Source organism: Rhodospirillales bacterium (assembly GCA_018666775.1).
Taxonomy (GTDB): Bacteria; Pseudomonadota; Alphaproteobacteria; order SMXQ01; family SMXQ01; genus JABIXC01.
This window is the reverse complement of the sequence record JABIXC010000017.1, coordinates 543,666-567,808: the sequence shown is the minus strand read 5'-3', so window position 1 is coordinate 567,808 and position 24,143 is coordinate 543,666. Positions and strand designations below refer to the sequence as shown.

17 protein-coding genes and 2 pseudogenes are annotated in these 24,143 nt (G+C 50.8%); 14 read left to right on the top strand and 5 right to left on the bottom strand.

Annotated features, from left to right (window positions below; all coding sequences use genetic code 11):
- Positions 1-111: 111 nt before the first annotated feature.
- From HOJ08_10695 to HOJ08_10665, 7 genes are all read left to right on the top strand, one after another.
- A complete protein-coding gene (locus tag HOJ08_10695) occupies positions 112-2,844 on the top strand; it encodes a PAS domain S-box protein (protein MBT5673895.1) in 2,733 nt (910 codons plus the stop codon).
- 178 nt (positions 2,845-3,022) lie between these two features.
- Positions 3,023-3,838 carry a Rieske 2Fe-2S domain-containing protein gene (locus HOJ08_10690; protein MBT5673894.1) on the top strand — a complete coding sequence of 272 codons (816 nt, stop codon included), beginning with the start codon at positions 3,023-3,025 and terminating at the stop codon, positions 3,836-3,838.
- Between the two features lie 39 nt (positions 3,839-3,877).
- Positions 3,878-4,345, top strand: coding sequence for a VOC family protein (locus tag HOJ08_10685; GenBank protein ID MBT5673893.1), 468 nt, complete (start codon positions 3,878-3,880; stop codon positions 4,343-4,345).
- A 17-nt stretch (positions 4,346-4,362) separates the two neighbouring features.
- Positions 4,363-5,295 (top strand): VOC family protein, encoded by a 933-nt coding sequence (locus HOJ08_10680; protein ID MBT5673892.1) that lies wholly within the window; start codon positions 4,363-4,365, stop codon positions 5,293-5,295.
- Between the two features lie 19 nt (positions 5,296-5,314).
- The gene (locus HOJ08_10675; protein ID MBT5673891.1) at positions 5,315-6,535 is read left to right on the top strand and encodes an aminopeptidase P family protein; all 1,221 of its coding nucleotides are present in this window, start codon (positions 5,315-5,317) and stop codon (positions 6,533-6,535) included.
- Between the two features lie 100 nt (positions 6,536-6,635).
- The gene (locus HOJ08_10670; protein MBT5673890.1) at positions 6,636-8,042 is read left to right on the top strand and encodes an extracellular solute-binding protein; all 1,407 of its coding nucleotides are present in this window, start codon (positions 6,636-6,638) and stop codon (positions 8,040-8,042) included.
- A 49-nt stretch (positions 8,043-8,091) separates the two neighbouring features.
- The gene (locus HOJ08_10665; GenBank protein ID MBT5673889.1) at positions 8,092-9,852 is read left to right on the top strand and encodes an iron ABC transporter permease; all 1,761 of its coding nucleotides are present in this window, start codon (positions 8,092-8,094) and stop codon (positions 9,850-9,852) included.
- Positions 9,853-9,908: 56 nt separating this feature from the next.
- Here HOJ08_10665 and HOJ08_10660 read toward each other — a convergent pair whose 3' ends face one another.
- Positions 9,909-10,898, bottom strand: coding sequence for an ABC transporter substrate-binding protein (locus HOJ08_10660; GenBank protein ID MBT5673888.1), 990 nt, complete (start codon positions 10,896-10,898; stop codon positions 9,909-9,911).
- Between the two features lie 105 nt (positions 10,899-11,003).
- On the opposite strand from HOJ08_10660, the gene pcaH reads away from it, so the two are divergent.
- The 4 genes from pcaH to HOJ08_10640 are packed head-to-tail and all read left to right on the top strand — an operon-like array spanning position 11,004 to position 13,944.
- Positions 11,004-11,708 carry a protocatechuate 3,4-dioxygenase subunit beta gene (pcaH, locus tag HOJ08_10655; GenBank protein ID MBT5673887.1) on the top strand — a complete coding sequence of 235 codons (705 nt, stop codon included), beginning with the start codon at positions 11,004-11,006 and terminating at the stop codon, positions 11,706-11,708.
- An 11-nt stretch (positions 11,709-11,719) separates the two neighbouring features.
- Positions 11,720-12,298 carry a protocatechuate 3,4-dioxygenase subunit alpha gene (gene pcaG / locus HOJ08_10650; GenBank protein MBT5673886.1) on the top strand — a complete coding sequence of 193 codons (579 nt, stop codon included), beginning with the start codon at positions 11,720-11,722 and terminating at the stop codon, positions 12,296-12,298.
- Between the two features lie 15 nt (positions 12,299-12,313).
- Positions 12,314-13,171, top strand: coding sequence for a CoA transferase subunit A (locus HOJ08_10645; protein MBT5673885.1), 858 nt, complete (start codon positions 12,314-12,316; stop codon positions 13,169-13,171).
- Positions 13,171-13,944: a CoA-transferase subunit beta gene (locus HOJ08_10640; protein ID MBT5673884.1), complete on the top strand. Its 774-nt coding sequence runs from the start codon at positions 13,171-13,173 to the stop codon at positions 13,942-13,944. The genes HOJ08_10645 and HOJ08_10640 overlap by 1 nt, the downstream gene beginning before the upstream one ends.
- A gap of 11 nt (positions 13,945-13,955) precedes the next feature.
- Here HOJ08_10640 and HOJ08_10635 read toward each other — a convergent pair whose 3' ends face one another.
- Positions 13,956-15,938, bottom strand: coding sequence for a tripartite tricarboxylate transporter permease (locus HOJ08_10635; GenBank protein ID MBT5673883.1), 1,983 nt, complete (start codon positions 15,936-15,938; stop codon positions 13,956-13,958).
- A gap of 212 nt (positions 15,939-16,150) precedes the next feature.
- Here HOJ08_10635 and HOJ08_10630 point away from each other — a divergent pair, with 212 nt between their 5' ends.
- The 3 genes from HOJ08_10630 to HOJ08_10620 all read left to right on the top strand — a co-directional run bounded on the left by HOJ08_10630 (position 16,151) and on the right by HOJ08_10620 (position 20,616).
- A complete protein-coding gene (locus HOJ08_10630) occupies positions 16,151-18,121 on the top strand; it encodes a tripartite tricarboxylate transporter permease (protein ID MBT5673882.1) in 1,971 nt (656 codons plus the stop codon).
- A gap of 128 nt (positions 18,122-18,249) precedes the next feature.
- Positions 18,250-19,593, top strand: coding sequence for a hypothetical protein (locus HOJ08_10625; GenBank protein MBT5673881.1), 1,344 nt, complete (start codon positions 18,250-18,252; stop codon positions 19,591-19,593).
- 30 nt (positions 19,594-19,623) lie between these two features.
- Positions 19,624-20,616, top strand: a complete 993-nt coding sequence (locus HOJ08_10620) for an ABC transporter substrate-binding protein (protein MBT5673880.1) — start codon at positions 19,624-19,626, stop codon at positions 20,614-20,616.
- Positions 20,617-20,749: 133 nt separating this feature from the next.
- On the opposite strand, the pseudogene HOJ08_10615 reads toward HOJ08_10620, so the two are convergent.
- The 3 genes and pseudogenes from HOJ08_10615 to HOJ08_10605 all read right to left on the bottom strand — a co-directional run bounded on the left by HOJ08_10615 (position 20,750) and on the right by HOJ08_10605 (position 24,136).
- Positions 20,750-21,823 (bottom strand): annotated as a pseudogene (locus HOJ08_10615) (hypothetical protein).
- Positions 21,824-21,853: 30 nt separating this feature from the next.
- On the bottom strand, positions 21,854-23,008 hold the full coding sequence (locus tag HOJ08_10610) for a cupin domain-containing protein (protein MBT5673879.1): 1,155 nt from the start codon (positions 23,006-23,008) through the stop codon (positions 21,854-21,856).
- A gap of 123 nt (positions 23,009-23,131) precedes the next feature.
- Positions 23,132-24,136 (bottom strand): annotated as a pseudogene (locus HOJ08_10605) (hypothetical protein).
- Positions 24,137-24,143 lie beyond the last annotated feature (7 nt).

Below are 24,143 nucleotides of genomic sequence, written 5' to 3'. Positions count from 1 at the left end.
TTAAGGCTATGGTTGTGTATGACACATAGCCTATCATTTAATAGTAATTCCTACTCCCATTTGGTGCGGGTGGGTGCATTTATTGTTTTAAAGTAGGGTTGGTGACGTTCCTTGGATAAAAATTTAGGCAGAGATGCGCTTTGGGCCATTGTCGACAATCTGGTTGATGGCATGGTTTTGATTGATGATCAGGGCACCATCTGTGAATTCAATCAGGCGGCAGTGAGAATTTTTGGCTATGGCACGGATGAGGCTGTGGGTGAAAACATCACGATGTTGATGTCGACGGAAAATGCCTTGGCCCATCAGCAGTCTTTTTCCGGTTATCTGTCAAATGGGCCCTCAAAACAAAGTGAAATCGTTGATGCTGGCTTGGTCGAGGTGGTCGGGCAGCGTAAAGATGGTGACGGTGTCCCTCTTGAAATGTCGGTCATTGAAACGGGGTTGGAAGGCGCCCGCTTTTTTGTGGGGACCTTTCGCGATATATCAAAGCGCAGGGCTGCAGAAGCCGAAGTTGAGTTGCAGAGCCAATTAAATAATCTTGCATTCGAAGCGGTAGCGCATGCGTTTGCGATTTATGATGCAGATTTAAAAATTGCGGGTTTCAACACGCATTTCGAAGAATATTTTCAATTGCCAAAAGGTTTTTTGACGGTGGGCACTGGCCTGGACGACGTGCTGCGACAATTGGCCATACAGGGACACTTTCCTGACCGTGATGTGGATGAAGTGATTGCAAACAGGCTGGCATTTTTCAGATCAGGTGACGTAGAACGCCGGGAAGAACGAAGGCTTCCTGATGGTCGGACCTATATTTTTCAGCACAAACCGATGCCAGGCGGCGGGTTTGTAACATCGTACACTGATATTTCAGAAATCAAGAAGGCTGAACGGGCGGCTGAAAAGCAGGCAACGCTTTTGCATGTCACGGTGGAATCCATGGCTCAGGCATTCGTGCATTGGGATGAAGACAAGCGGCTTTTGGCTTATAATTCCCGCTATGAAAAAATGTTTGGCTTTCCAAAGGGTTTTCTAAAATCAGGGATGTCCATTGAGGAGACGATCAATTTTCGTTCTGAAAGGGGGCTGTTTGGCAGGATTTTTAAGGATGAGGGTGAAACATCAGCCTGGCACAGGCGAAGGGCTGATGATCTGGGGGAACGAACCGGGCAGCGCATTCTTCAGGATGGAACCGAATATCTTTACCATCGCAAACCCCTGCCCGATGGTCGTGGATTTGTCACAACCTATACTGATATCAGTGAACTGAAAGAGGCCAGACGTGAGGTTGAGGAAAAAACGGCGATCTTAGCCTCCACCTTTGAAAACATGGTCCAAGGTATTGCTGTGTTCAATGAAACAGGGCATCTGACGACCTATAACCATCGATTTGTTGAAATCCTGAAACTCCCCAGCGGGTTTCTGACCTCAGGCATGGGCCGGGATGATTTTTTTAAGACCTTGATCAATCGTGGCGAATTTCTTGAAAGCGACATGGAAAAATTGATGGAGCACCATGCGAGTACCCGAGACATGAAGGACATTTTCCCCAATGAACACATTATGGCTGATGGCACTGCTTATATCTTTGAAATGACGCCTATTGATGGCGGTGGCACCATTGCTACGGTCACAGATGTGACTGAGCGAAAAAGGGTGGCAGAACAGCTTTTGCAGGCACAAAAAATGGAAGCCGTGGGTCAGCTTACCGGAGGGATTGCCCATGACTTCAACAACCTGTTAGCCGTGACCCAAGGCAATCTTGAACTGGCGATTGAATCTTCTGACGCCAATTCTGATGGTGAATCAGGCAAGACCAACTCTTTTCTGGATGCTGCATTGCTTTCTACCCAGCGTGGTGCGGCATTGACCTATCAACTTTTGGCCTTCGGGCGAAAACAGGCACTCAATCCAGAGAGTGTTGATGTCAATGATCTGGTTTCTGAAATGCTGGAGTTGATTAGGCGGACATTAAGCAGATCAATCGAAATAGACATTCGTCCATCCCCGAACCTGTGGCACACCCACATTGACCGCACCCAGTTGCAGACGGCAGTCCTTAACCTGATTCTTAATTCTCGTGATGCCATGCCTGATGGGGGGCGCATCACCATCATGACTTCCAACGTGGAGATAGATGAGGGGATTTTGAAAGGCCGCGAATACCTGGAGCCAGGTGCTTACGTCCTAATGCAGGTTGCTGATACCGGGTTTGGCATGTCGGGGGAAGCCATTGAACACGCTTTCGAGCCATTTTTTACGACCAAGGATGTTGGCCATGGTAGTGGCCTTGGTCTCAGCATGGTTTACGGTTTTGCGCGCCAGTCCGGAGGCCATGTTTTTGTCGATAGCACCCAGGGTGAGGGGACCGTTTTTCAAATTTATCTGCCCAGAAGTTATGCAGATGATGTTCCGGCCATAGAAGTTAATGTTGAATTGCATGACGTTCAGGGCAGGGGGGAAAGGATATTACTGGTTGAAGATGATGATGATGTCCGGAAAACCACCGCGAAAATGTTGGAAAATGCGGGCTATGTCGTTACGTCTCTGGGTGAGGGAAAAATGGCATTGGCGGTGCTTTCTGAAACGGCTGGGACACCAGATGCGCACACCCTTTTGTTGACGGATATTATTCTGAAAGGGGCCATGAATGGCATTGAACTTTCAGAGCAGGCACTTCATCAAAACAAGAATTTGAAGGTTTTGTTTATGTCCGGATATGCCAGTGATGAAGGCTTTGCCAAAAGTGACCTTGCTCCCTGTGTGAATTTCCTGCAGAAACCGTTTTCCATGCTGGATCTTTTAGGTTTTGTGCGCAGAACCGTTGATCGTGTCCTGGTCTAGGCCATGTATGCCACTTTGATAGGGCCCAATCCCCAAATTCCCGAATAATTTAGGTCGAAAAGTGACTTTTTGAGTGTCACAGCCTAATTTGATGTTTAAAATGCGTTTCGAATACTAAAAAACCATGGATATGGTAGATTTGCCCGATAAAAGGGCAGGCACGGGGAGTGAAACAGTTGTGAGTATCATTGACGGTTTTAGTCATATGGTGATCCATGTGACTGATCTTGACCGATCTGAAAAATTTTACGTTGATGCCTTTGGGTTGGAAATCGTTGGTCGTGATCTTGTGATTGATGACGGGCCGACGTCGCTTTTGGCGATGAATACCCGCCAGCGTATTCTGTTGGTAGAAGTGCCTGAGGTGACCCCCATCCGACCCAATTCATCAACCATTCATCATGCATGGTTGATGACCATTGATGAATTGAATCGGTGCCGCGAAAGGGTAGAGAACATGGGGTTCGACACCACCGATAGCCGGGCCCAGTTCCGCGCCATGGGCGAATATTCGATGGATGTGTTCGACCCAGACGGCCACCGTTATCAGGTGCAGGCATATGCGCCGGAATCGACCGCGATCATTTGTGAAAATACTGGCCCCATTACGTGTGGCAACCTTGATGATTTTCCCGTGGGAACGGTTAAGCCCTTTGTTAAGGGGAAATTTTTTCTGGTGCGCCTGGAGGATGGGTTTCTGGCCCTTTCACGCTGGTGCACGCATCTGAACGGCATGCTGGCCTGGAAAAAAGAACATTTCCATTTTATTTGCCCCATGCACGGTGCCCGGTTTGGTCGTTCAGGAATCATGCAGGAAACAAGTCGCCCTTGTCCGCCTATGCGGTTGCACCCCATTCACATAGATGAAACCGGTGCGGTGGTGGTAGACCCGGAAACGACGCTGTTGCGCGAAGATTTCTTGCCTGATCAATTAACCCCGGCCGAACCTGGTGCGCGTACCAAAAGTGCCACCGCGGTGGCTGCACCGTCTTGAATCAATGCGACAGAAGATCTGAATAACAGGAGCAATACGATGGCTGATGTTGAAACACTTTCCCACAGTGGCATTTGCGTCCACGACCTGAAAGAAGCGGGTGATTTTTATTGCAATGTTTTGGGTGCCACCCATGCTGGCGCAGTCAATTTCATTACCGAAGACACCCTGCGCGGTCGTTCGGTTCACGAAGCCTATATGTTGGGTGATTTTCTGTTTGCCGTGGCTTTGGCCCCGGATTTGATGCCCATGCCCCCGGAAGATCAGTTAAAGGGTGCCATGGGTATTCGCCACGCCTTTACCGTCAAGCGGGATCACTTTGATGATGTGCTTTCAAAGTTGAAAGCCAATGACTGTCGGTTTGAAGGTCCTGTGGATCAACCCGAAGCCGGCCCTTTTGGGCAATCTATTTATTTTAAAGACCCCAGTGGCAATTTTCTGGAAATTGTCTGGCGTCGTGATGAAGACGCTGAATACAACGCCGTGCCCGATATGGCGATTGGCTAAACGTGGAAGGGATCAACGTGCTTGATGCAGATACCAACCCTCTCCCAGACATTGATGTGGAAGGGCTGAACCATGTGGTGATCGAGGTCGATGATCTTGAGGCGGCCCGTGTTTTTTATACCGATGGTTTGGGGTTTGTGGAGTCAGGCCAAGCGCGCTGGCCGGGCATTGATGGGGGTGTGGTGCTGAACTGTGCCAAGGATCAGCATCTGGTTCTTGTGGCGGGAAAAAACCCAATTGACCTTAAGGACACTGGCGTTCATTTTGCCTTCAGGGTTGGTCTTGAAGCCCGGAAGAAAATCGCGGCCAGCCTTGGTCATCAGGGCATTGAAACCTTTACCTACAAAGAAGACAACCCGTGCGAAGAAGCCAACCCGTTCTACTTTTTTGATCCCTTTGGCAATCGCGTGCAGCTTGTGGTCGGCCAAGATATTGACGGGTTTGTCCCAGCGCTTGATCATGTGGCGGTTCAGGTTGGTGATATTCAATGGGGCGAAATATTTTATGGCCGTGTTCTCGGGCTTTCAGCGGCCCATCGGGTTGGTTGGGCGACGGCCGATTACATTCGCGCGAAAGACTGGGCGGATGGCAAGGAAGACATGGCCCCGGGCACGCGCCGGTTGGATAAACGCTATTCATCCATGGTCAATCAGAAAGTTTTGCCCCGGGTGAACATGCAGGTTTACTTCGATGCTGGCGACAGCACGCTTGGCCTTTATCTTTCCAATCAGCACACGCAGGAAAGCCCGGAATTTGAAAAATTGGGCACGCCGCGGGTTGCCTTTCGCGTGTCCCAGCGTGGCCTAGCGGCGGTCTGTGATCGACTGCGGGCAGAAAATTGGCGCTTCTATGGTCCGGTTGAACACAGCGACACTGATCTAATTTCGGCATCGGTCTATTGCCGGGACCCGGGCGGAAACTTTATCGAACTTGTTTCAAACAACACATAAAAAGAAATAGAGGAAACCAATGGCGGAACTGTACCCATACCCAAGATTTTCACTGGCTGAACGCGATGCGCGTTGGAAACGCGTGCGCGCGAAAATGCAGGAAGAAAATCTGGATGTCATCGTTGCGCCTAATAACACCGGCCATTCCACTGATTTTCAGGCCAATTCCCGTTACCTGTCTCATGTGGGGGGTGGGGGTGATGCGGATATTGCCGTGGTCTTTCCATTGGAAGGCGATGTTACCGCCATTGCCACATCGGCAGCACCCCGGTGGCCAACGGTTCAGGATTGGACCCTGGATGTCAGAGAGGCGCGGCGCAATTATGGCCGCGTTACCGTTGAACGCCTGAAGGAACTGGGCGTTGATAATGGCCGCATTGGCATTGTTGGGCTTGGAGAAATTGGTGGGACCAGAACCCCGGAAGGCATCATTGGGTATGGGTTTTGGAAACAAATTCGTGAAACCTTTCCAAAAGCAGAACTGGTCGATGTCACCAATGTCATGGCCAATTTGCGCCACGTCAAAAGCGATGAAGAAGTGGATGCGTTGACCAAATCCATGGAAATTATTGAAAAGGGCATTGAGGCAAAGGTAGCCGCGGCCAAGGTGGGCGAAAAAGATTGGGAAGTTTGGGCGGCGGCGCAATACGCCATGATGCGAAACGGTTCCGAAATTCCTGTCCATTGTAACTGGGTGTCAGGGAACAATCCTGTGCGTACCCTGACCCGGCCATCGCACCGGATTTTGGAACGGGGCGATATGATTCTCAATGAACTGGAGGCCAACTGGATGGGGTACCGTTCACAAGCCGTGCAGCCGGTTTTTGTTGAGGTCATGGACCCAATCCATCAGGAGTTGATTAAAGTTCAGCGCGAAGTGTTCAATATGGCCCTGGAAAATTTGAAGCCGGGGATATCTGTAAAAGAATTGGCAGAATTGACAGCGGCATCGGGTAAAAAACTGGTGCCGACTTCGGGTCCCATTGCCGGTGCAAAAACAAAATTGACCATGCATGGCCGCGGTGCCGGGGATGATGGGCCGATTATTACCAATCATGCCCGTGATCCCGAACAATTGGCCGTGGAACTGAAAGAAAATATGGTTTTTATCTGCAAGCCTTCGGCGGAAACCGCCAATAGTTCGCATATTTGTACTTGGGGTGATACGGTAATCATCACGAAAAATGGGGGGAAGCGCTTAGGAAAGCGTCCCCATGATCTGATCGTTGCCGAAGGGTGATTTAACCCTTTAGGCAATGTGGTTCAAAATTTAAAAATAACGGGAACAAACCCGTGGGAATTTAAAACGTCGGGAACAAACCCGACATGGGGAGGTTGAAATGACAATGGGCTTATTTTTACCACGTATCTATGTTCCAAGGATGGCTCTCGGGGCGGTCATTGCTGCTGCTGTGATGGCATCATTTGTTTCCTCTGCTCACGCGGGGGAACTGCCAAAGGCCACCAAACAAATTCTGAAAAAACTCAAATTTGAGCCATCCATTTTAAAGGGCCTTGATGGTGAATTGAAGGTGCCCCCAGGCTGGGTCAAGGGTGCTAAAAAAGAGGGCACGCTGAAGATCATTGCGTCCTGGGACCCGGCCCAGTTCAGAAAACTTTCCGCACCGTTCAAGGAACGCTATCCCTTTGTCAATATTCGCTATTCCCGCGCTGGTTTTAACGCACGGGTGATCAAATCGTTGATTGCCTGGAAGCAGGGTCGTTTTGTCACCGATATTGTAACCGGCTTTGGTGGAGGCTTTTTTAGCTACCGCGAAGCGGATGCGTTGATGGATTTACGGCAAATCCCCAATTTTAATAATCTTGAAAAAGGCACCCGCGAACCCGGCGGGTTGTGGGTTGGTCAACGCCTGCGTTACTGGTGCATGGCCTATAACACCGACCGGGTAAAGAAATCTGATCTTCCCAAAACCTGGGGGGATATTCTTACCAACAAGCGGTGGCATGGCGGAAAAATTGGGACGGGCAACCGGCCCCAGCTGTGGCTGTTAATGCTGTGGGGCAAAAACGGTGCCGAGTGGACGACCAATTACATGAAAAAATTCTTTTCGGTCGTTAAGCCTCAGGTTCGTAAAGAAGGCACCAATGCTTTGCTGTCACTGGTGATTGCGGGTGAATTTGATGCGGCTGTTCCGTCGGCGTCGTATCGGACCAGCCAGTACGTGGCCAAGGGTGCGCCTATTGCGTGGCATTGCCCAACGCCCGTGCCATTGGCCGTTTCTGAAATGGGTGTGCTTAAGGGCAATCCCCATCCCAATGCATCAAAGCTGTTCGTGAACTGGTTTTTGTCAAAAGAAGGCCAGATATCCCAGTTTGCAGCCAATAGCGCCCCGCCTGCTCACAAAGGCCTTCGGGGTAAGAAATTTCTGGCCTTCCCCAAAGCAGTAGAGGGGAAACCGATTGCCTTCCGCAGGCCAGAATTGGAAAAAGAATATCCGAAACTGTTGCGCATCTGGAATCCCTTATGGATTGGGCTGTCTGGGCCTGAAAAGAAACTTGCGCTGCTGTCGTTTTCATCCAAAATTACCAAAATCAAACGGGGCGGACGGTTTTTGACTTTCAAGGTGAAGGGCAAAGATAAAACCATTAAAATCAGTGGTCGGCGGACGGTGCTTAGCATCAATGGTCAGGAAGCAGACCGTTCCATCCTGAAGATTGGGATGCGCTGTAAGGTGAGCCACCCTACGGGCAAGAAAGAAGCTAAATCAGTTGCTTGCAAAAAATAGTAAAATATAAGGTTTTGCGTAAAATTCATAGAATAGGGAATTAGAACAAATGACAGCCATGGAAATTATCAGATCGCCCCATGTGGCGTTCACAACGTGGGCTACGCGGTTCGGTCTATGGCAATGGATGGTGTTCCTGACAGTTGCGACTTTGGTGATCACACCGCTGGTGTTTCTGGTTCTGGGTAGTTTCAGCACGGCTTCCCTGCCGACTGAGTTCTCATTCGATAAAATGAGCCTGGAGAACTACGAAGAAGTTTGGTTCGATCCGTCTACCTATTCAGTCTTTTACAACACCATGATCTATGTGGTTGGTGCCACGGTGTTCGGAATCTTAACGGCCGTGACGCTGGCGTGGTTGGTGGAACGCACAGACATACCCGGAAAAATGTGGATTTATGCGGGCATTCCCATGACGTTGGCCGTGCCATCCATGTTGCAGGCCATGGCTTGGGTTTTGCTGCTTTCCCCGCGCATCGGGTTTTTGAATACCTATCTCAAAGATTTGTTCGACCTTGGACCCATTAATATTTATTCCCTTGGTGGGATGATCTTTATCGAAGGATTGCGGCTGGTGCCAACGGCCTTTTTGATGTTGGTCCCACTGTTGCGGTCCATGGACCCAACCCTTGAAGAAGCTGCTGCGATGTCAGGGGCTAAACCATCAACAACCATGCGCAAGGTGACAGCCCGTTTGATGCTGCCGGGTTTGATCGCGGTTATTATCTATCAAGCCATGACGGCACTAGAAGTGTTCGAGGTGCCGGGTATTTTGGGGCTGCCGTCAGGCATTTATGTCTTTTCGACAAAAATCTATTCAATCCTGCATTCGGTGACGTACCTGCCCAATTATGGTCAAGCCAATGCCTTGGCCATGGTTTACCTGTTGATTGCCATTGTCGGAACGTACTTTTACGCCCGGGTTATCTCGCGTTCAGAACGGTTCACCATTATTACGGGTAAGGGGTATCGTCCCCGGGAATTTGCCTTGGGTAAATGGCGCTATCCTGCACTCTGCATCGCTTTTTTGTATCTGACCTTGTCCATGTTGCTCCCCTTCCTGGTGTTCCTGTTTACGTCATTTTTGCCGTATCTGCAGGCCCCAAGCATGAAGGCACTTAATGGCTTTACCTGGTCGAATTATATGCAACTGTTTGAAACCGAGCTGATCGGCACGGTGATGAAAAATACCCTGATCCTTGTGGTGGCAACATCAACGGCGACGGTCATATGTTCTTTCGTTGTTTCAATGGTGATTGTTCGTTCCAAATTTGTTGGGCGGCGGATATTGGATCAGTTGTCATTTATCCCCCATGCCATTCCGGGGATCGTTATGGGGCTGGCATTCTTGTGGGCCTTTTTGCAGATCGACAAATTGGGCATTCCCATTCACGGTGGCATCACGGCCATGACCATCGCCTTTACCGTTGGCTTCATGGCCTATGGTACGCGATCCATGAATGCGGCTATTTTGCAAATTCACAAAGATCTGGAAGAGGCGGCCCATGTTAGTGGGGCAATGCGCTGGCGGACCATGTGGCGGGTGTTCTTCCCATTAATGATGCCGACTTTTGTGGGCGTCTGGATTTGGGTGATGCTTCATGCCATCCGCATCGCTGGTAAGCCATTGATCCTTTATGAAGGCCAGGAAAATCAGGTTTTGGCCATTCTGATCTGGAACATGTGGGATGAAGGCTATATCGAAGCCGTTGCGGCCATTGGTACCTTGTTAATGGGTAGTCTTTTGATCATCACCGTTGGTCTTCGCATGATGGGCTTTGGCCGTGGTGCCAAAGTGCAAAAGAGCTAAAGCCTGAACGCTACATTTACAGGGGATGGGGCATTGAACCCATCCCCTTTTTTGTCTCAGATGCGGGAGCGTTCCAGCGTTGATGGGACGAAGATTTCTTCCAACGACAGTTTCCTGACAGCCAGCCCCTGATCATAGTGATAGCGCAGGATGGCCTCCAAGGCCGTGCGGTTTTCTTCCATGCCATAGGGCCAGTAATCCTTGCCCATGAAGGCTTGGGCCTCACGAACCACGCCATCAATCCATGGATAGGTGGCCATGGGTTCATTTTCTTCCAGCAATCTTTCTATGGCCATGTCTTTGGATGTTTCAAACGCCTTGAACAGGCTGTCTGGAAGCCACGGCCATTGTGCCACCCGGTCTTTGCGGATGGTCAGAAGATGCATGATGGGAAAAATACCCGTGCGCTTAAAATATTCTTTTTCCCGTTCAATGAAATCTGGGAACAGGCGGGTGATGCCGGAATTTTCATCGCCAAACCCGTTGGGGGCCCGGGGGCCAATGACGGCATCAATTTCGCCATCGGCCAGCATTTGAGACAAGGTTTGATCCGGCCCAATGCGCTCCAGTTCCACGCCCGGAGGCGCTTTGTAATCAACCTTTTCCAAACGGCTTGGTTCCCGCAATCCGCCTGCGCGCCAACGGATGTCTGATGTTTTGACACCATATTCATCTTCTAGAATGCCCCGTATCCAGACCGAAGCCGTGACCTGATATTCAGGGGACCCGACAATGCGGCCTTTCAGGTCCTCTGGTTTTTTGATGCCACTTTTGGGGCCAATATAGATGCCGTTGTGGCGAAACCGTCTTCCGGGAAAGACCGGGATGGCCACATAGGGACAGGTCCCAAGGGCGGTTAGGGTCAGGTAGTTGGAAAAGGAAAGCTCTGTGACGTCAAATTGCTGGAAATGCAGGGATCGGTGGAACATTTCTTCGGGTTCCAGATCAAAAAAGGTGGGGTCACACCCTTCGATCTTTACCAGCCCCGTTTCCATGGGCTTGATCCGGTCATAGCTCCAGCTTGCGATGGTTATGGGTTGGCGCATGATTTCTTACCGTATTTATTAGATTACAATAGACCATCAGAACCATGTACCAAGGCTCAGAGGCAAGCTATATTTAGGCTGTTGGCATGAAATGGGGAACAGAGGATGAGCGATAAAAAATATGCGCCAAGGGATTGGACGCAGCAGCCGCCGTATTTATACCCAGAATATAAATCGACCACCTTGCGCTCACCTTCAAAGCCGCTGGTGGCATTGCCAGAAACCCTGTCTGAATTAACCGGCCCGGTTTATGGGGCAGAGGTCGTGGATGATCTGGATGATGATCTGACCAAAAATGCGGTCGTTGATGGCCCGCCTTTGGGCGAACGCATTGTGGTTGAAGGACGGGTTCTCGATGAAAATGACAACCCTGTTCCCCATACCGTGATGGAAATCTGGCAAGCAAATTCAACGGGGCGTTATGTGCATACCGCCGATCAGCACGATGCCCCCCTTGACCCCAATTTTTTCGGCTCCGGGCGGTGCATCACCGATGAAAACGGATGCTATCGGTTTACCTCAATTAGGCCCGGGTGTTATCCATGGCTAAACCATCCCAAGGGGTTCCGCCCTGCCCATATTCATTTTTCATTGTTTGGCCCGGCCTTCGTGACCCGCTTGATTACCCAGATGTATTTCCCGGGCGATCCCTTGTTGGCCCTTGATCCGGTGTTTATGGCCATCCCTGATGCCGAAGCCCGTGAACGGTTGATTGCGAAATATTCCCAGGATGTCACGGTGCAGGAATGGGCTTTGGGCTATGAATTTGACATCATCTTGCGTGGCAACAATGCCACGCCTATGGAATAGGGGCGCGCATCATGACCAAACAAAGCCCATCGCAGACCGTTGGACCCTATTTTGCCTATTCCCTGACCCCGGAGGATTACGGGCGGAAAGGCATTGCCAGCAACCGCTTGGCGGGTCTTGGGCAATCTGATTGTATCCGCATTGAAGGCCGGGTATTTGATGGCGTTGGTGATGCCGTCAATGATGCCATGGTGGAGATTTGGCAGGCCAATGGGGCAGGGCGCTATGCTCATCCTGTTGATGGGCGCGATGATTTGCCATTGACCGACGGGTTTACCGGGTTTGGCCGGGCCATGACCGATACTAATGGGGGGTTCTGGTTTGAAACCCTTAAACCGGGCCGGGTTCCGGGGCCGGGAAACCAGTTACAAGCACCGCACATTGGGATCATTGTTTTTTCCCGTGGCATGCAAGCCCACGTTTTTACCCGGCTCTATTTTTCCGATGAACCCTCTAATAGCGAAGACCCGGTGCTGGAAAGCATCGATGCCAAAAGGCGACCGACCTTGATTGCGGAACTGTCAGACGGGGTTTATCGTTTTGACATTCATCTGCAAGGTGACCATGAAACTGTCTTCTTTGATGCCTGATATGGGGCTGGTTAAATGATTTGCACCCTGAAAGAAGCGGTCAAAGCGCATATCCATGATGGGGATACGGTCGCATTAGAGGGGTTTACCCACCTTATCCCCTTGGCGGTGGCCCATGAGGTTATTCGCCAATCCATCACGGACCTGACTTTGATCCGCATGACCCCTGATCTGATTTATGATCAGATGATCGGTATGGGGTGCGCCTCAAAGTTGGTATTTGCATGGGGGGGGAACCCCGGCGTTGGGTCGTTGCACCGGTTGCGCGATGCGGTGGAACACAATTGGCCCTGTGCGCTGGAAATTGAGGAATATTCACATTCCTGCATGGCCAATGCCTTTGTCGCTGGGGCATCCAACCTGCCATTTGCAGTGTTGCGGGGATCCCAACAGACTGATCTTGTGGCCCATAACGATCGCATCAAAACGGTGACCTGCCCGTTTACCGGTGAAGAATTGATGGCGGTGCCGGCACTTCGCCCAGACGTGACCATGATCCATGCCCAGCGCGCGGACCGAAAGGGCAATGTTCTGATTTACGGCATTATTGGATTGCAAAAAGAAGCGGCATTGGCGGCCGATCGCGCCATCGTCACAGTCGAGGAAATTGTTGATGATCTGGATGCGCCGCCCAATGCCTGTATTTTGCCGCACTGGTCTGTTGCTGCTGTGTGTGTGGAGCCGGGTGGGTCTTTCCCGTCTTATGCGCAAGGCTATTATGATCGCGATAACAGCTTTTACATGGCATGGGACGCGATTGCCCAGGACCGCGACAGGTTTACCGATTGGATGAAGCGCCACGTTTTGGACACCAATGATTTTTCAGAATTTAAAAATGTTCTCGGAAAAACCCATTTGGGGGCATCGACTTGATGGCTGGGGATTTCACTACCAGTGAAATGATGACCGTTGCCGCATCGCGGGTTTTGAAAAACGGCACGGTGTGTTTTGTCGGTATCGGGCTTCCGTCAACCGCGGCCAATCTTGCTAGGCTTACCCATGCGCCCGATGTCGTGTTGATTTACGAATCTGGTCCTATCGGGGCGAAGCCTGATGTGTTGCCCCTTTCAATTGGCGATGGTGATTTGGCGATCAATGCGGATACGGTTGTGTCCACGGCTGAAATTTTTCGCTATTGGCTCCAGGGTGGCCATATTGATATTGGTTTTTTGGGGTGCGCCCAGATTGACCGGTTTGGAAATCTGAACACGACCGTGATCGGCGATTATGATAACCCAAAGGTGCGCCTGCCCGGTGCCGGTGGTGCGCCGGAAATTGCGGATCATTCAAAATCGGTGATGGTGGTGACCACCCAGAACCCCAGAACTTTTGTTAAAAAGATCGATTTTGTGACAACGGCCGGGTTCCTTGACGGGGGTAATGCGCGTGCGCGTGCGGGGCTTCGCGGCGATGGCCCAACCCAGATTGTGACCGATCTTGGGGTTTTGCAACCAGATCCCCAAACCCGTGAACTGATGATGACCCATCTTCATCAAGGCGTTACCCGCGATTGTGTGCGCGAAGCAACGGGTTGGGATATCCGGTTTTCTGATGATTTGGCGGAAACCGAACCGCCCAAAGATTCTGAACTGGCCGTGTTGCGTGATTTATTGCAGCGCACCGAAAAGGCCCATAAAGGCGAATAGTTACGCTGATCTTATTTGATGAATTCAATCCCGGTTAGAATATTAAGATAAGTCTCCGGCCAGACGATGTGGATCAGGGTATCAAACAGCCCGATCAACAAGCATTCTGCCAAAACCCCAAGGAACAGGGCGGTGCGCCAGCTTGATCCGTAGCGTCTTGAATAGAGCAGCGGGAAGACAAAAAAGGTGATGTGAAAGCCCAGGATCAAGACGCTGGCCCCAAGACCCGCGATCCAATAGGCAATTTCCTTTTCTCTCTCACCGATCCAGCGAACCGGTTCCAGCACCTCACTGCTGGCGCGTTCCTTTTTCAGGGTCCTGCAATCAAGGGCAATCTGGGTCAAGCCAAGAAAGACAACAAACCCTGAAACAAAATAAACCCCAAGGGCGGCCTTCATGGGCCAATCCAGCGCCATCATGGCAGCGCCAACCGCAAGCCCGATATAGCCACATACGGCAACAATATTGCGGCCATGGGAAACACGGCCATCAGATGTAATGTCCATATGCATGGATTCTTTTTTAGACCGCCATTGTTTGTAAAGCGGATAAAACACGGTGACGATGATCAAGGCCAGAAGCACCAACACGGCAGGGCGCCCCAGCCATTCAAAGCCATAGCGATCAATGGACAGCCACAGGTAATTCTGTAATTGCGGGCCCAGAACAACGGCCACCAACAGGGGTGGGCGCGGCCAGCCCAGTCGTTTCATGACCAGCCCAATAATGGAAAAAATAAGCAACATCAAAAGGTCGGCATGGGAAAAACTGGCGCTGAAGGCCGCAACGGTGCACAGCACCAAAGCCATGGGTACAATAATCTGGAATGGCATCACGGAAGCTTTGGCAAAAATATTTGAAAACCCAATGGCCAGCCCCGTTGCAAACAGGTTGGCAATGACCAAAACCCAGATCATGCCGTACAAGTACGGCAATTGGGTTGTTAACATGGTCTCGCCGGGTTTAATGCCAACAGCAATAAAGGCCACCAGCATCAACGCATAAGACGTGGAACCGGGAACGCCAAAGATGGTGGTGGGAATTAATGCACCGCCTTCTTTGGCATTGTTAGAACTTTCCGGCGCGATCACCCCGCGCACGTCGCCCTTGCCAAAATTCTCGGTATTTTTTTCGGTCTGCACCGCATGGGCATAGGCGAACCAGTCGGCAACGGAACTGCCCAGCCCCGGCAACATGCCAACCCAAACCCCAACGATGGAACACCGGATCATCAACCACCAATGGATGAACACATCCTTGACGCCTTGCCATAACCCGCTGCCCAGCTTGCCGCTGTCGGACACGCTGGTGCGCCTGATGGAAAGATCAACCAGTTCAGGAATGGCGAATACCCCAAGGGCAACCAGTACAATATGAACCCCATCCCACAGGTAATAGTCTTCGAAGGTGAAACGCTCAATCCCCGTGCGTGCATCGGTGCCGATCAGCGAAATGCCCAGTCCTAAAAATGCGGCCATCAATCCTTTGATGGGTGCATTGCCTGATAAAATAGCAACCGCGCTTAACCCCCAAAGGACCAGCATCAGGAAATCAGGCGATCCAAAGGCCAGCACCATGGGCTTCATGATGGGAAGGGAGAGGACAAAAACAACACCGCCGAACAATCCGCCAAGGGCAGATGCGGTAAAGGCTGCACCAAATGCGCGCCGCGCTTCGCCTTTGCGCGCCATGGGGTGGCCATCAACAATGGTGGCTTGGGACCCGGCACTACCAGGGACGGCAATCAGCACAGATGAAAAGGTATTGGCCGTGTTGGAAACGACCCCGATCCCTAACAACAGTGCGATACAGGAAAAGGGATCAAGCGTCATGGCATAGGGGATGGTCATTGATAGGAATAATAAAGACCCGATCCCCGGCATAGCCGCAAAAAAGCTGGATGCGATGACCCCAAAGGCCATCAAGGTCAGGGCCTTTGGTGCGGTTACCCCAGCGAGCCCCGCCAGAATCGCGTCTAAATCGTAAAGTTCCATGATGACCGCCGGTGCTTACTGTTTATAGATTATTATTATTTTGGCCATTTCCATGACCATTCCCCTCGCCAGTTAACCGGCCATGCTGCGCATTGTGACGATATTTTGGAAAACCCGCAAGAGCCGGTGGATCGCTCTGTACTCGCAATAGCATTCTGCTAGTATGGCCTTATAATATAATGATAAAAAAACATATGGGTGGAATTTAAGTCATGGATGACTGGAGTCTGATTTCCAAAGGCATTGGCGGCATTTTGCAGACCAAGCCTTTGCTATTAATGATTATTGCGGTTGTCGCCAGTAGCATTTTTGCAGCCCTCCCGGGCGTTGGGTCTTCTACCCTGTTGGCAATGTCACTTCCCATTGCCATGACCATGCAGCCCTATGAAGTGATTGCTCTTTTGTTTGGCATTACCATTATTTCCAATACGGCCAATACCTTTCCGTCCGTGCTGATTGCTGTACCGGGGGGATCGGGATCACAAGCCACCATCATTGATGGCCACCCCATGGCGCGCAAAGGCGAAGCAAAACGCGCCTTTGGTGCTGCCTACATGGCATCGTTGATGGGTGGGTTAATCGGTGGTGTAGTGTTCTTTCTGTCTTTACCCATTGTTTCCCCCCTTGTCCTTCTGTTGGGATCACCAGAGCTATTGATGCTGGTGCTTTGGGGCTTGAGCGCCGTTGGCATCCTGAGTGGCAATGCACCGGTAAAGGGCTTGATGGCCGCAGCCTTTGGCCTTGCCGTTTCATTGATTGGCACCGAAGCCCGAACCGGGGTTGAGCGCTTTACCTTTGAAGGCTATTACCTGTGGGATGGGGTTCATATCGCCCTTGTGGGCCTTGGCCTGTTTGCGGTGCCAGAATTAATTGATCTATCCGTTCGCCGATCCACCATTTCGGACACCGGCAAACTGGGCAGCGGTTTGATGCAGGGCGTCCGGGATGCCTGGAAAAACTGGTGGCTGGTGACGCGGTGTTCCATCGTTGGAGTCTGGATTGGCATTTTGCCGGGGCTTGGCAGTTCCGTTGCTGATTGGTTTGCCTATGCCCATGCGGCGCAGACCGAAAAAAATACCGAAAACTTTGGCAAGGGGGACGTGCGCGGTGTGATCGCACCCGAAAGCTCCAACAATGCCAAAGAAGGCGGTGCATTAATTCCCACCATGTTCTTCGGAATTCCGGGGTCTACGTCAATGGCACTGGTACTGGTGACCTTTGCTGCCGTGGGCATTTCGCCCGGCGAAGCGATGATCACCACGAATAAGCATCTGATTTATTCCATGTTGACGGTGATTGTGCTGGCGAATTTCCTGGCGACCGGGCTTTCCATGGGCTTGGCCGGTACCTTTGCCAAGGTTTCGGTCATGCCGTTCTACGTGGTTGTCCCCATGACCCTGATTTTCACCATTGCCGCCGCCTATGGCGTCAAATCGACCTATCAGGATTTGGCCACACTGGTGGTGTTTGCCTTTATCGGGTTTTACATGCGCCGCTATGGCTGGCCGCGACCGCCGGTTTTGGTGGCGGTGGTGTTGGGGCCACAAATCCAAACCTATTTATGGCTGTCCATGGACCGGTATTCATTCGACTGGATGCTGACGCCGGGCGTGATGATTATTGCGGTAATCATCGTTATGACCGTGTTTTTCCCGATGTGGCGAAACCGCAAAAAAGCCAAGGTCGACATGGATTATTATATGGAAGAAGACCAGCCAAGGGCCCAGTCCGTTGGCGGGGTTGTCTTCACCCTGATCTTTCTTGGGGTTTTGGTCTATGGCGTGACCGAAGCCGTTAAATGGCCGATCAGGGCAGCTATGGATGTCTATTTCATAACGGGCATCGGTATTTGTCTGGCTGGATTGCAGCTGACGCTTGATTTTGTGCGCTACAGACGTGACCCCGGGGCCTTTGCGCCACCGGTCCAAAGCAGCAATCTGACGCGGCTTTATCTGGAAGCGGCGGGCTGGATTGCCGGAATTCTGGCAGGTATTTTCCTGATCGGTTTTCACATCAGCTTCTTCCTTGTGCCCATCCTTTATGTCCGGGTTTATGGCGGAAGTTGGCGTTTGGCGCTCATCCTGGGCCTGATGGCCGAAGGCATCTTGATCGGGCTGTTCGATACGGTGATTTCTGTGGTCTGGCAAAAGCCAATTCTTCTGCCATTTCTCTATGATTGGTAGGCGATTGGGCAGAAAACTTGAGATAATGGCGAATTAGCCTATGATTTTTTTAATGGGGAAATAAGGGCAAAGGGCCCAATAATAAAAACAACCCCGTCTTTACTAATTTTGATATCAGGGAGGTTCTGATGCCTAAAGTAACCATGACAAAGCTTGCCAGTATTGCCATTGGTGGTGTTCTTGCCGCCGGACTGGTTTCCATCGACAGTACGGCCAGTGCCGAAGTGAAATTCAAAGGCCGGATCAATGCGGTTATTGGGTCGTCGCCAGGTGGCGGCACCGATGGCACCACGCGATTGGTGGGGCGGTTTTTAGAAAAATATTTGCCGGGCGATGCACGGATTGTTTATCGGAACATGCCAGCAGGCCACGGGGTACGGGCCAGCAATTATTTCTACAATCTGGCCAAACGTGATGGCACGGTGTGGATGGGCGGCAGCAGTTCCTATCTTGATCCAAACAACCTGCGCAAAAAGGTCGTGAAATATAACCCGACCCATTACAACTATATCGGGGCTATTTCCCGTGGTGGTTCTGTCATCATCATGCGCAAAACAAAATTTGCGGCCCTGAATGACAAGTCACAAAAGCCCGTCATCATCGGCACCATTGATGGCAGCCGTAGTTGGGGCCAGATGGTTGTCTGGGGTGCGGAATACCTGAACTGGAATGTGAAATTTGTGGTGGGTTATCCGGGATCATCAGCTTTGGCGTTGGCCCTTCGCCGCGGTGAAATTGATGCTTTTGGCACCTCAACCCTCTCCATGCATAAAGGCCTGTCAAAAACGGGAAAATTCAGGGGGCTTTCCCAATTGGGTGAGCTGAGCAATGGCAAAGTTGTGCGCCGTATTTCCTTTCAGGATGTGCCGACCATGCCTGCCTTGATGAAGGGTAAAACGTCTGGTCTTGCCAAGAAAACCTTCAATTTCTGGTCCAAAACAAACCAGATCGATAAATGGTACGCCTTGCCACCAAAGACCCCGAAAGAAATTGTCGATGTTTATCGCGCGGCCTATAAAAAGGTGGTGGTGGACCCTGAATTTATCAAGTTCGGTCGTTTCCAGTTTAGCGCAGATTTTAATCCGATGACCCATGCCGACATCGCTGACCTTGTAAACAGCACGTCTTATCCAGACCCGGCAATCAGCAATTTCCTTCGTCAAATCCGCATCAATCAGGGGCTTCCTGCTGATAGGTTGTCGGATGCTGAAATGGCAAAGCTTGCCAAAAAGTTTGATGCCGGTGGGTTCAAGGTCAAAGGCGTCACGCTTGATGCCGTCAAACGCGGCGGGCGGTTTTTGTTTTTCAAGGTTAAAGGTGGGGCAACCCATAAGGCCAAAGTTAGCTCTAGCCGTACAAAGATAAAAATCGCTGGGAAGAAGGCCGCGCGTAAAAAGTTAAAGCCCGGCTTGAAATGCGACATAGATTATTCCAAAAATGGCGGTGAAGTCAGATCCGTCAGCTGTAATTAAACCAACTATAAAAAAGTAAGGAGAAACGCTTTGGACCACGTAAATTTCCCCTATCGGTCTGATAGTCATTTAGCATTGATGCATGTCATCAATGAAAGTGGTGGCTGGGAACGGCAAAATCTGGATGTTGATTTTGATAAAATCATCAACCGCGAAGATGCGCATGATTTGGTGCCTACGGGCGAAGTCGAATTCGTGTCTGGCAACCACGTGTCAACCTATGCCCGACGTGCTCAAGGTGATACCTGGGCGTATCTTGGCCAGAGCGTCAGCTTCAATAATGTTCAGCTGATTACTCGCGAAGATGCCGGCATCAACACGATGGAAGATGTGCGGGGTAAGAAATTTGGCTCTCGTGGTCGTCATCCGGGTCTGAACACTTGGCTGGCTTTGAAACAAGCTGGCCTTAATCCGGATACCGATCAGGTTGAAATCATCAAGGAAGACCGCGTTGAATTGCCCGATGGCACCAAACAGCTGAACCGTAAAAGCTTGTTGGATATGGTCAATGATGGTGAGTGTGATGCCTGTTTTATGGGCCAACCCCGGCTTGAATTTGCCAAGCGCATGGGATTGAAAGTCATTGAAATTCCTCCTCAGCCCATGGTCTATTTCATGACCGTTTCCACCAGTAAGATCATGGTCGAAACAAAGCCAGACATCATTGATCGGATGCTGCGTGGCGTGCTTGAAGGGATTGCCTATTTCAAGATCAACCGGGAAGAAACCATCAAAATCTTGATGGATAAGCACAAAAAAGAAGGCGATCTTGATCGGGATATGGCTGAAAAGCTCTATGACGATCTGGCCCCGACATTGGAGCCTAGACTGTTCCCGAACCTGAACGCTATCAGCAATGTTTATCAAGAAGCCCTGAAGCAGGACGAAAAGAATGGAGATGCCGCGCGCATCCATCCATTGGCGCTTTGGGATTTCCACTTCATTCGTGAAATTGATAATTCTGGGTTTATTGATAATCTTTATAAAGATCACAAAGAACTGCTGGAAAACCACGGCGGCTAATTCTGACTGCAGACATTAAAAAGGCGGGCTAATTGCCCGCCTTTTTTTTAACTGTAATGAAGCTTGATCAGCTGTTCTTTTTCAGCGGGTCCATCAACACAGAATAATCCATGTGATCGCCAAGGGTGCATTCAAGGCCGTTCTTGGCAAGCTCTTCTAGATATAATTTGTGGATATAGGGGTCTTGGTCTTCATATTCGATCTGATATCCGCCATCATCAACACTGACATCAACGCCTAGTTTGGCATCGCGCTTTTCTTTTGTGAAAGGATAGCGCGTTGACCCCATGGCCGTTGCGTAATAGCGCACGGGTTCTTTTGATGTATTGAAATGCTGGTGAAAGATCATGTTCGTTGGGGCAAAGATCGATCCATGGCTCCAGTCATAGCGCTGATAGTCGGTGTCTCCTTCATGCCAGAACAGGGAATAGCCAGAACCCGATACGATATGTACGTGATAATCAGGTGGATGGCGGTGTCCCTTTTTATAGGTGCCCGAAATCATTTCCGATGTATGGGCGTGGATCACACCATCCCCCATACAGAACTGAATATTGGTGCTGCCTGCCCCCCGGGTTGAAAATGCCCGCAGTTCAAAGGCGGTGACATCGGGCACGAAGCTGGTTTCCCACATTTCACGCCGCGCCGTGGATGGCACGAACGCGCCTTCACCGGAATACCAATCAGGATGGCCCGGCACTTCACGGCCGGGAATGCCGCCCGGTGTGTTGAAGATGAAATCATAATCATGAAACACGTTCATGGTGATGCACATGGTGTTGGTGGATGCCAGCCTTGCGGGTTCTGTCCCGGAACCATTGAACAGTTGGTATTTGGCATTAATCGGAATGGCAAACAGGCTGTTGGGCCCCCATTCGAATGAATAGCTTGATCCGTCTGTGGCCTCAATCTTGGCGCTGCCATGGCCTTCGACAACCAGAATCAATTCTTCGAACAGGTGTTGTTGCGGGATGCTTTGCCCACCGGGTGGGATGTCATAGAGAAACAGCGAGATAAAATCACCGCGTCCCTCCATATGGACAAAGGCACCATTGATGCCGAGGCGATCCCATGGTTTGGTTTCCAGTGTATGTAGATCAACACAGAACTCTTCATGGATGGGGATGCCTTCACCTTTGCACCAGCCCAGATAGGGGTCCATTAAATAGCGAAGCTCGTCGTTGGACTTGCCCTCGATATCAATCATTTTTGTATTCGCTGTTGTGTTCATGAGGGCCTACTCCGCAACGCTAGAGTTGATGTCTTTAAGGATCGCTTCTTCATCGAAGAACTTGCCCATTTCCGATTCGACGCCGGTTTTCTTCAGTTCACGAAGATATAGGGGATGGATACGTTCATCCTGATCTTCATATTCAATTTGGCGACCGCCTTTTTTGACGGAAACATCGGAACGGTTGTTTTCTGAACCCGCACGGCGTTCATAGACGACCGGATAGCGTTTCGATCCCAACCCAATGGCCAGGTAACGCGCTGGTTCCTGGGACGTGTCGAAATGCTGGTGGAACATCTTGTCGGGTGGGGCGAACAACATTCCGTGACGCCAATTAACGCGAACGAAGTCTTTATCGCCCTTGTACCACAACAGCGTATAGCCGCTGCCGCTGACGGTGAAGATATGCAGCCCGGGCCCATGGCTATGGCCTTTTTTATAAGTGCCAACCGGCATGCCGGAACAATGTGCGCCCATGATGCCATCGGCCAGAATGAACTGCATGTTCGCACTGCCCGCACCGCGCGCTTCCCATGGTTTCAATTCAAAATTGGCGAGATCTGGCACAAAATTTGTGTCCCACAAAACCCGCCCGGGGCGGATTGGGGTCATTTCACCATCACCATTAAAACGGCCCTGTACCCCTTCGCGGTTTTTAAACCAATGATCATTGTCGAATACAAAATCCGTTGAATGATAAAGGTTCATGACCATGGGGGCATTGGAGGTAGTTGCAATGCGGACGCGTTCCGTGCCGGAACCATTGAACATCTGGTGGGGTGCATTGACGGGCAGGGCAAACATGCTTTGTGGTCCCCATTCAAAAGAATGGGTTTTCCCGTCATGGGTTTCGACCTGGGTTGAACCATGGCCTTCCAGAACATAATAGGTGTCTTCGTATAGATGGCGCATGGGGGCAGTTTTTTGCCCGGGTTCAATTTCGAACAAAAAGGTAGAGCAATAACTGCCCCGGCCCTTTAGGTGGGCCATGGCCCCTTTGCAGCCAAATCGATCCCATGGCGCAGTTTCGATGTCCAGAAGGTCAATCCCGAAATCTTCATAAATGGGCACACCTTCGCCTTCGCTCCAATCCAGATAGGGATCGACCAAAACGCGGTTTTTGCTATATGCCGCCAGTTCTTCTTTGCTTGCTTCGGCCATTGGGTCTCCTTGTGGCTTTACCGGTGGTGCCAGTGGATGTTAATCCGCTGCCGCTTTTATTTGATTGTTGGTTTCATCAAAATATTTTCCCATGCCTGATTTCAGGCCATGTTTGGCAAGTTCTTCAAGAAATATGGGATGAATGCGTGGGTCTTGTTGTTCGTATTCAATTTGCCAGCCGCCCTCATCAACATTGGCCAGCGCCGATGTTTTACGGGATCGTTTCTGGGCTGTTACAGGATAGCGATGGCTGCCCAATGATACGGCCAAATACCGCGCGGGGTGATCGCAGGTGTTGAAATGCTGGTGGAACATGCCATCGGGTGGGGTGAACACCCAGCCATGGCGCCATTCATGGCGAATAAATTCTTTATCCCCATCAAACCATAACAGGCTGTACCCTTCACCGTTCACGGCAAAAACATGGGCGCCCGGCCCGTGGCGGTGGCCTTTTTTATACGTGCCCACAGACATTTCTGATGAATGGGCATGCATGACACTGTCGGCCAGGATCAGTTTAAGATTAGAAGACCCGGCCCCGCGTTCTTCCCATTCCTTCAGGGCAAAGCCTGCAAGGTCGGGAATGAAATTGGTTTCCCACATGTGGCTGCCAGATTTAATCTCGATCATTTCACCTTCTCCGGTGAACCAGGATTCTTTCCCGGCACGATCGGTGAAGGAATAATCATTTTTAAAAATGAAGTCTTCGTTGTGGATCAAATTCATCATCATGGGCAGGTTATTGCCCGATGCCAGTCTGGCGCGTTCACTGCCAGAACCATTGAATAATCTATATTCAGAATTGAGTGGGGGAGCGAATACAGATCGCGGCCCCCATTCAAAACTGTGTTCAATGCCGTCGGGGCCTTGAATGGTCGCGTTACCATGGCCTTCTAGGACGTAGAAAACCTCGTCATAGAGATGGCGCATTGGTGCGCTGCTTTCGCCCGGGGCGATTTCAAGGCACTGGATGGCAACAAAATCACCCCGGCCTTTCAGGTGCACAAAGGCCCCGTTCATTCCGAACCGATCCCATGGCTTTGTTTCAATCGCCAGCATATCGACGGCAAAATCATCGATAATGGGCACGCCTTCCCCTTTTGCCCAATCCATATAGGGATCGAGCAGAAATTTC

What these genes read in the sequence shown, in the direction of transcription:
- HOJ08_10685 (MBT5673893.1), top strand. Translation starts at nt 3,878, where the DNA reads ATGGCTGATGTTGAAACACTTTCCCACAGTGGCATTTGCGTCCACGAC.
- HOJ08_10675 (MBT5673891.1), top strand. Translation starts at nt 5,315, where the DNA reads ATGGCGGAACTGTACCCATACCCAAGATTTTCACTGGCTGAACGCGAT.
- HOJ08_10670 (MBT5673890.1), top strand. Translation starts at nt 6,636, where the DNA reads ATGACAATGGGCTTATTTTTACCACGTATCTATGTTCCAAGGATGGCT.
- HOJ08_10665 (MBT5673889.1), top strand. Translation starts at nt 8,092, where the DNA reads ATGACAGCCATGGAAATTATCAGATCGCCCCATGTGGCGTTCACAACG.
- HOJ08_10660 (MBT5673888.1), bottom strand. Translation starts at nt 10,898, where the DNA reads ATGCGCCAACCCATAACCATCGCAAGCTGGAGCTATGACCGGATCAAG.
- pcaH (MBT5673887.1), top strand. Translation starts at nt 11,004, where the DNA reads ATGAGCGATAAAAAATATGCGCCAAGGGATTGGACGCAGCAGCCGCCG.
- pcaG (MBT5673886.1), top strand. Translation starts at nt 11,720, where the DNA reads ATGACCAAACAAAGCCCATCGCAGACCGTTGGACCCTATTTTGCCTAT.
- HOJ08_10645 (MBT5673885.1), top strand. Translation starts at nt 12,314, where the DNA reads ATGATTTGCACCCTGAAAGAAGCGGTCAAAGCGCATATCCATGATGGG.
- HOJ08_10640 (MBT5673884.1), top strand. Translation starts at nt 13,171, where the DNA reads ATGGCTGGGGATTTCACTACCAGTGAAATGATGACCGTTGCCGCATCG.
- HOJ08_10635 (MBT5673883.1), bottom strand. Translation starts at nt 15,938, where the DNA reads ATGGAACTTTACGATTTAGACGCGATTCTGGCGGGGCTCGCTGGGGTA.
- HOJ08_10630 (MBT5673882.1), top strand. Translation starts at nt 16,151, where the DNA reads ATGGATGACTGGAGTCTGATTTCCAAAGGCATTGGCGGCATTTTGCAG.
- HOJ08_10625 (MBT5673881.1), top strand. Translation starts at nt 18,250, where the DNA reads ATGCCTAAAGTAACCATGACAAAGCTTGCCAGTATTGCCATTGGTGGT.
- HOJ08_10610 (MBT5673879.1), bottom strand. Translation starts at nt 23,008, where the DNA reads ATGGCCGAAGCAAGCAAAGAAGAACTGGCGGCATATAGCAAAAACCGC.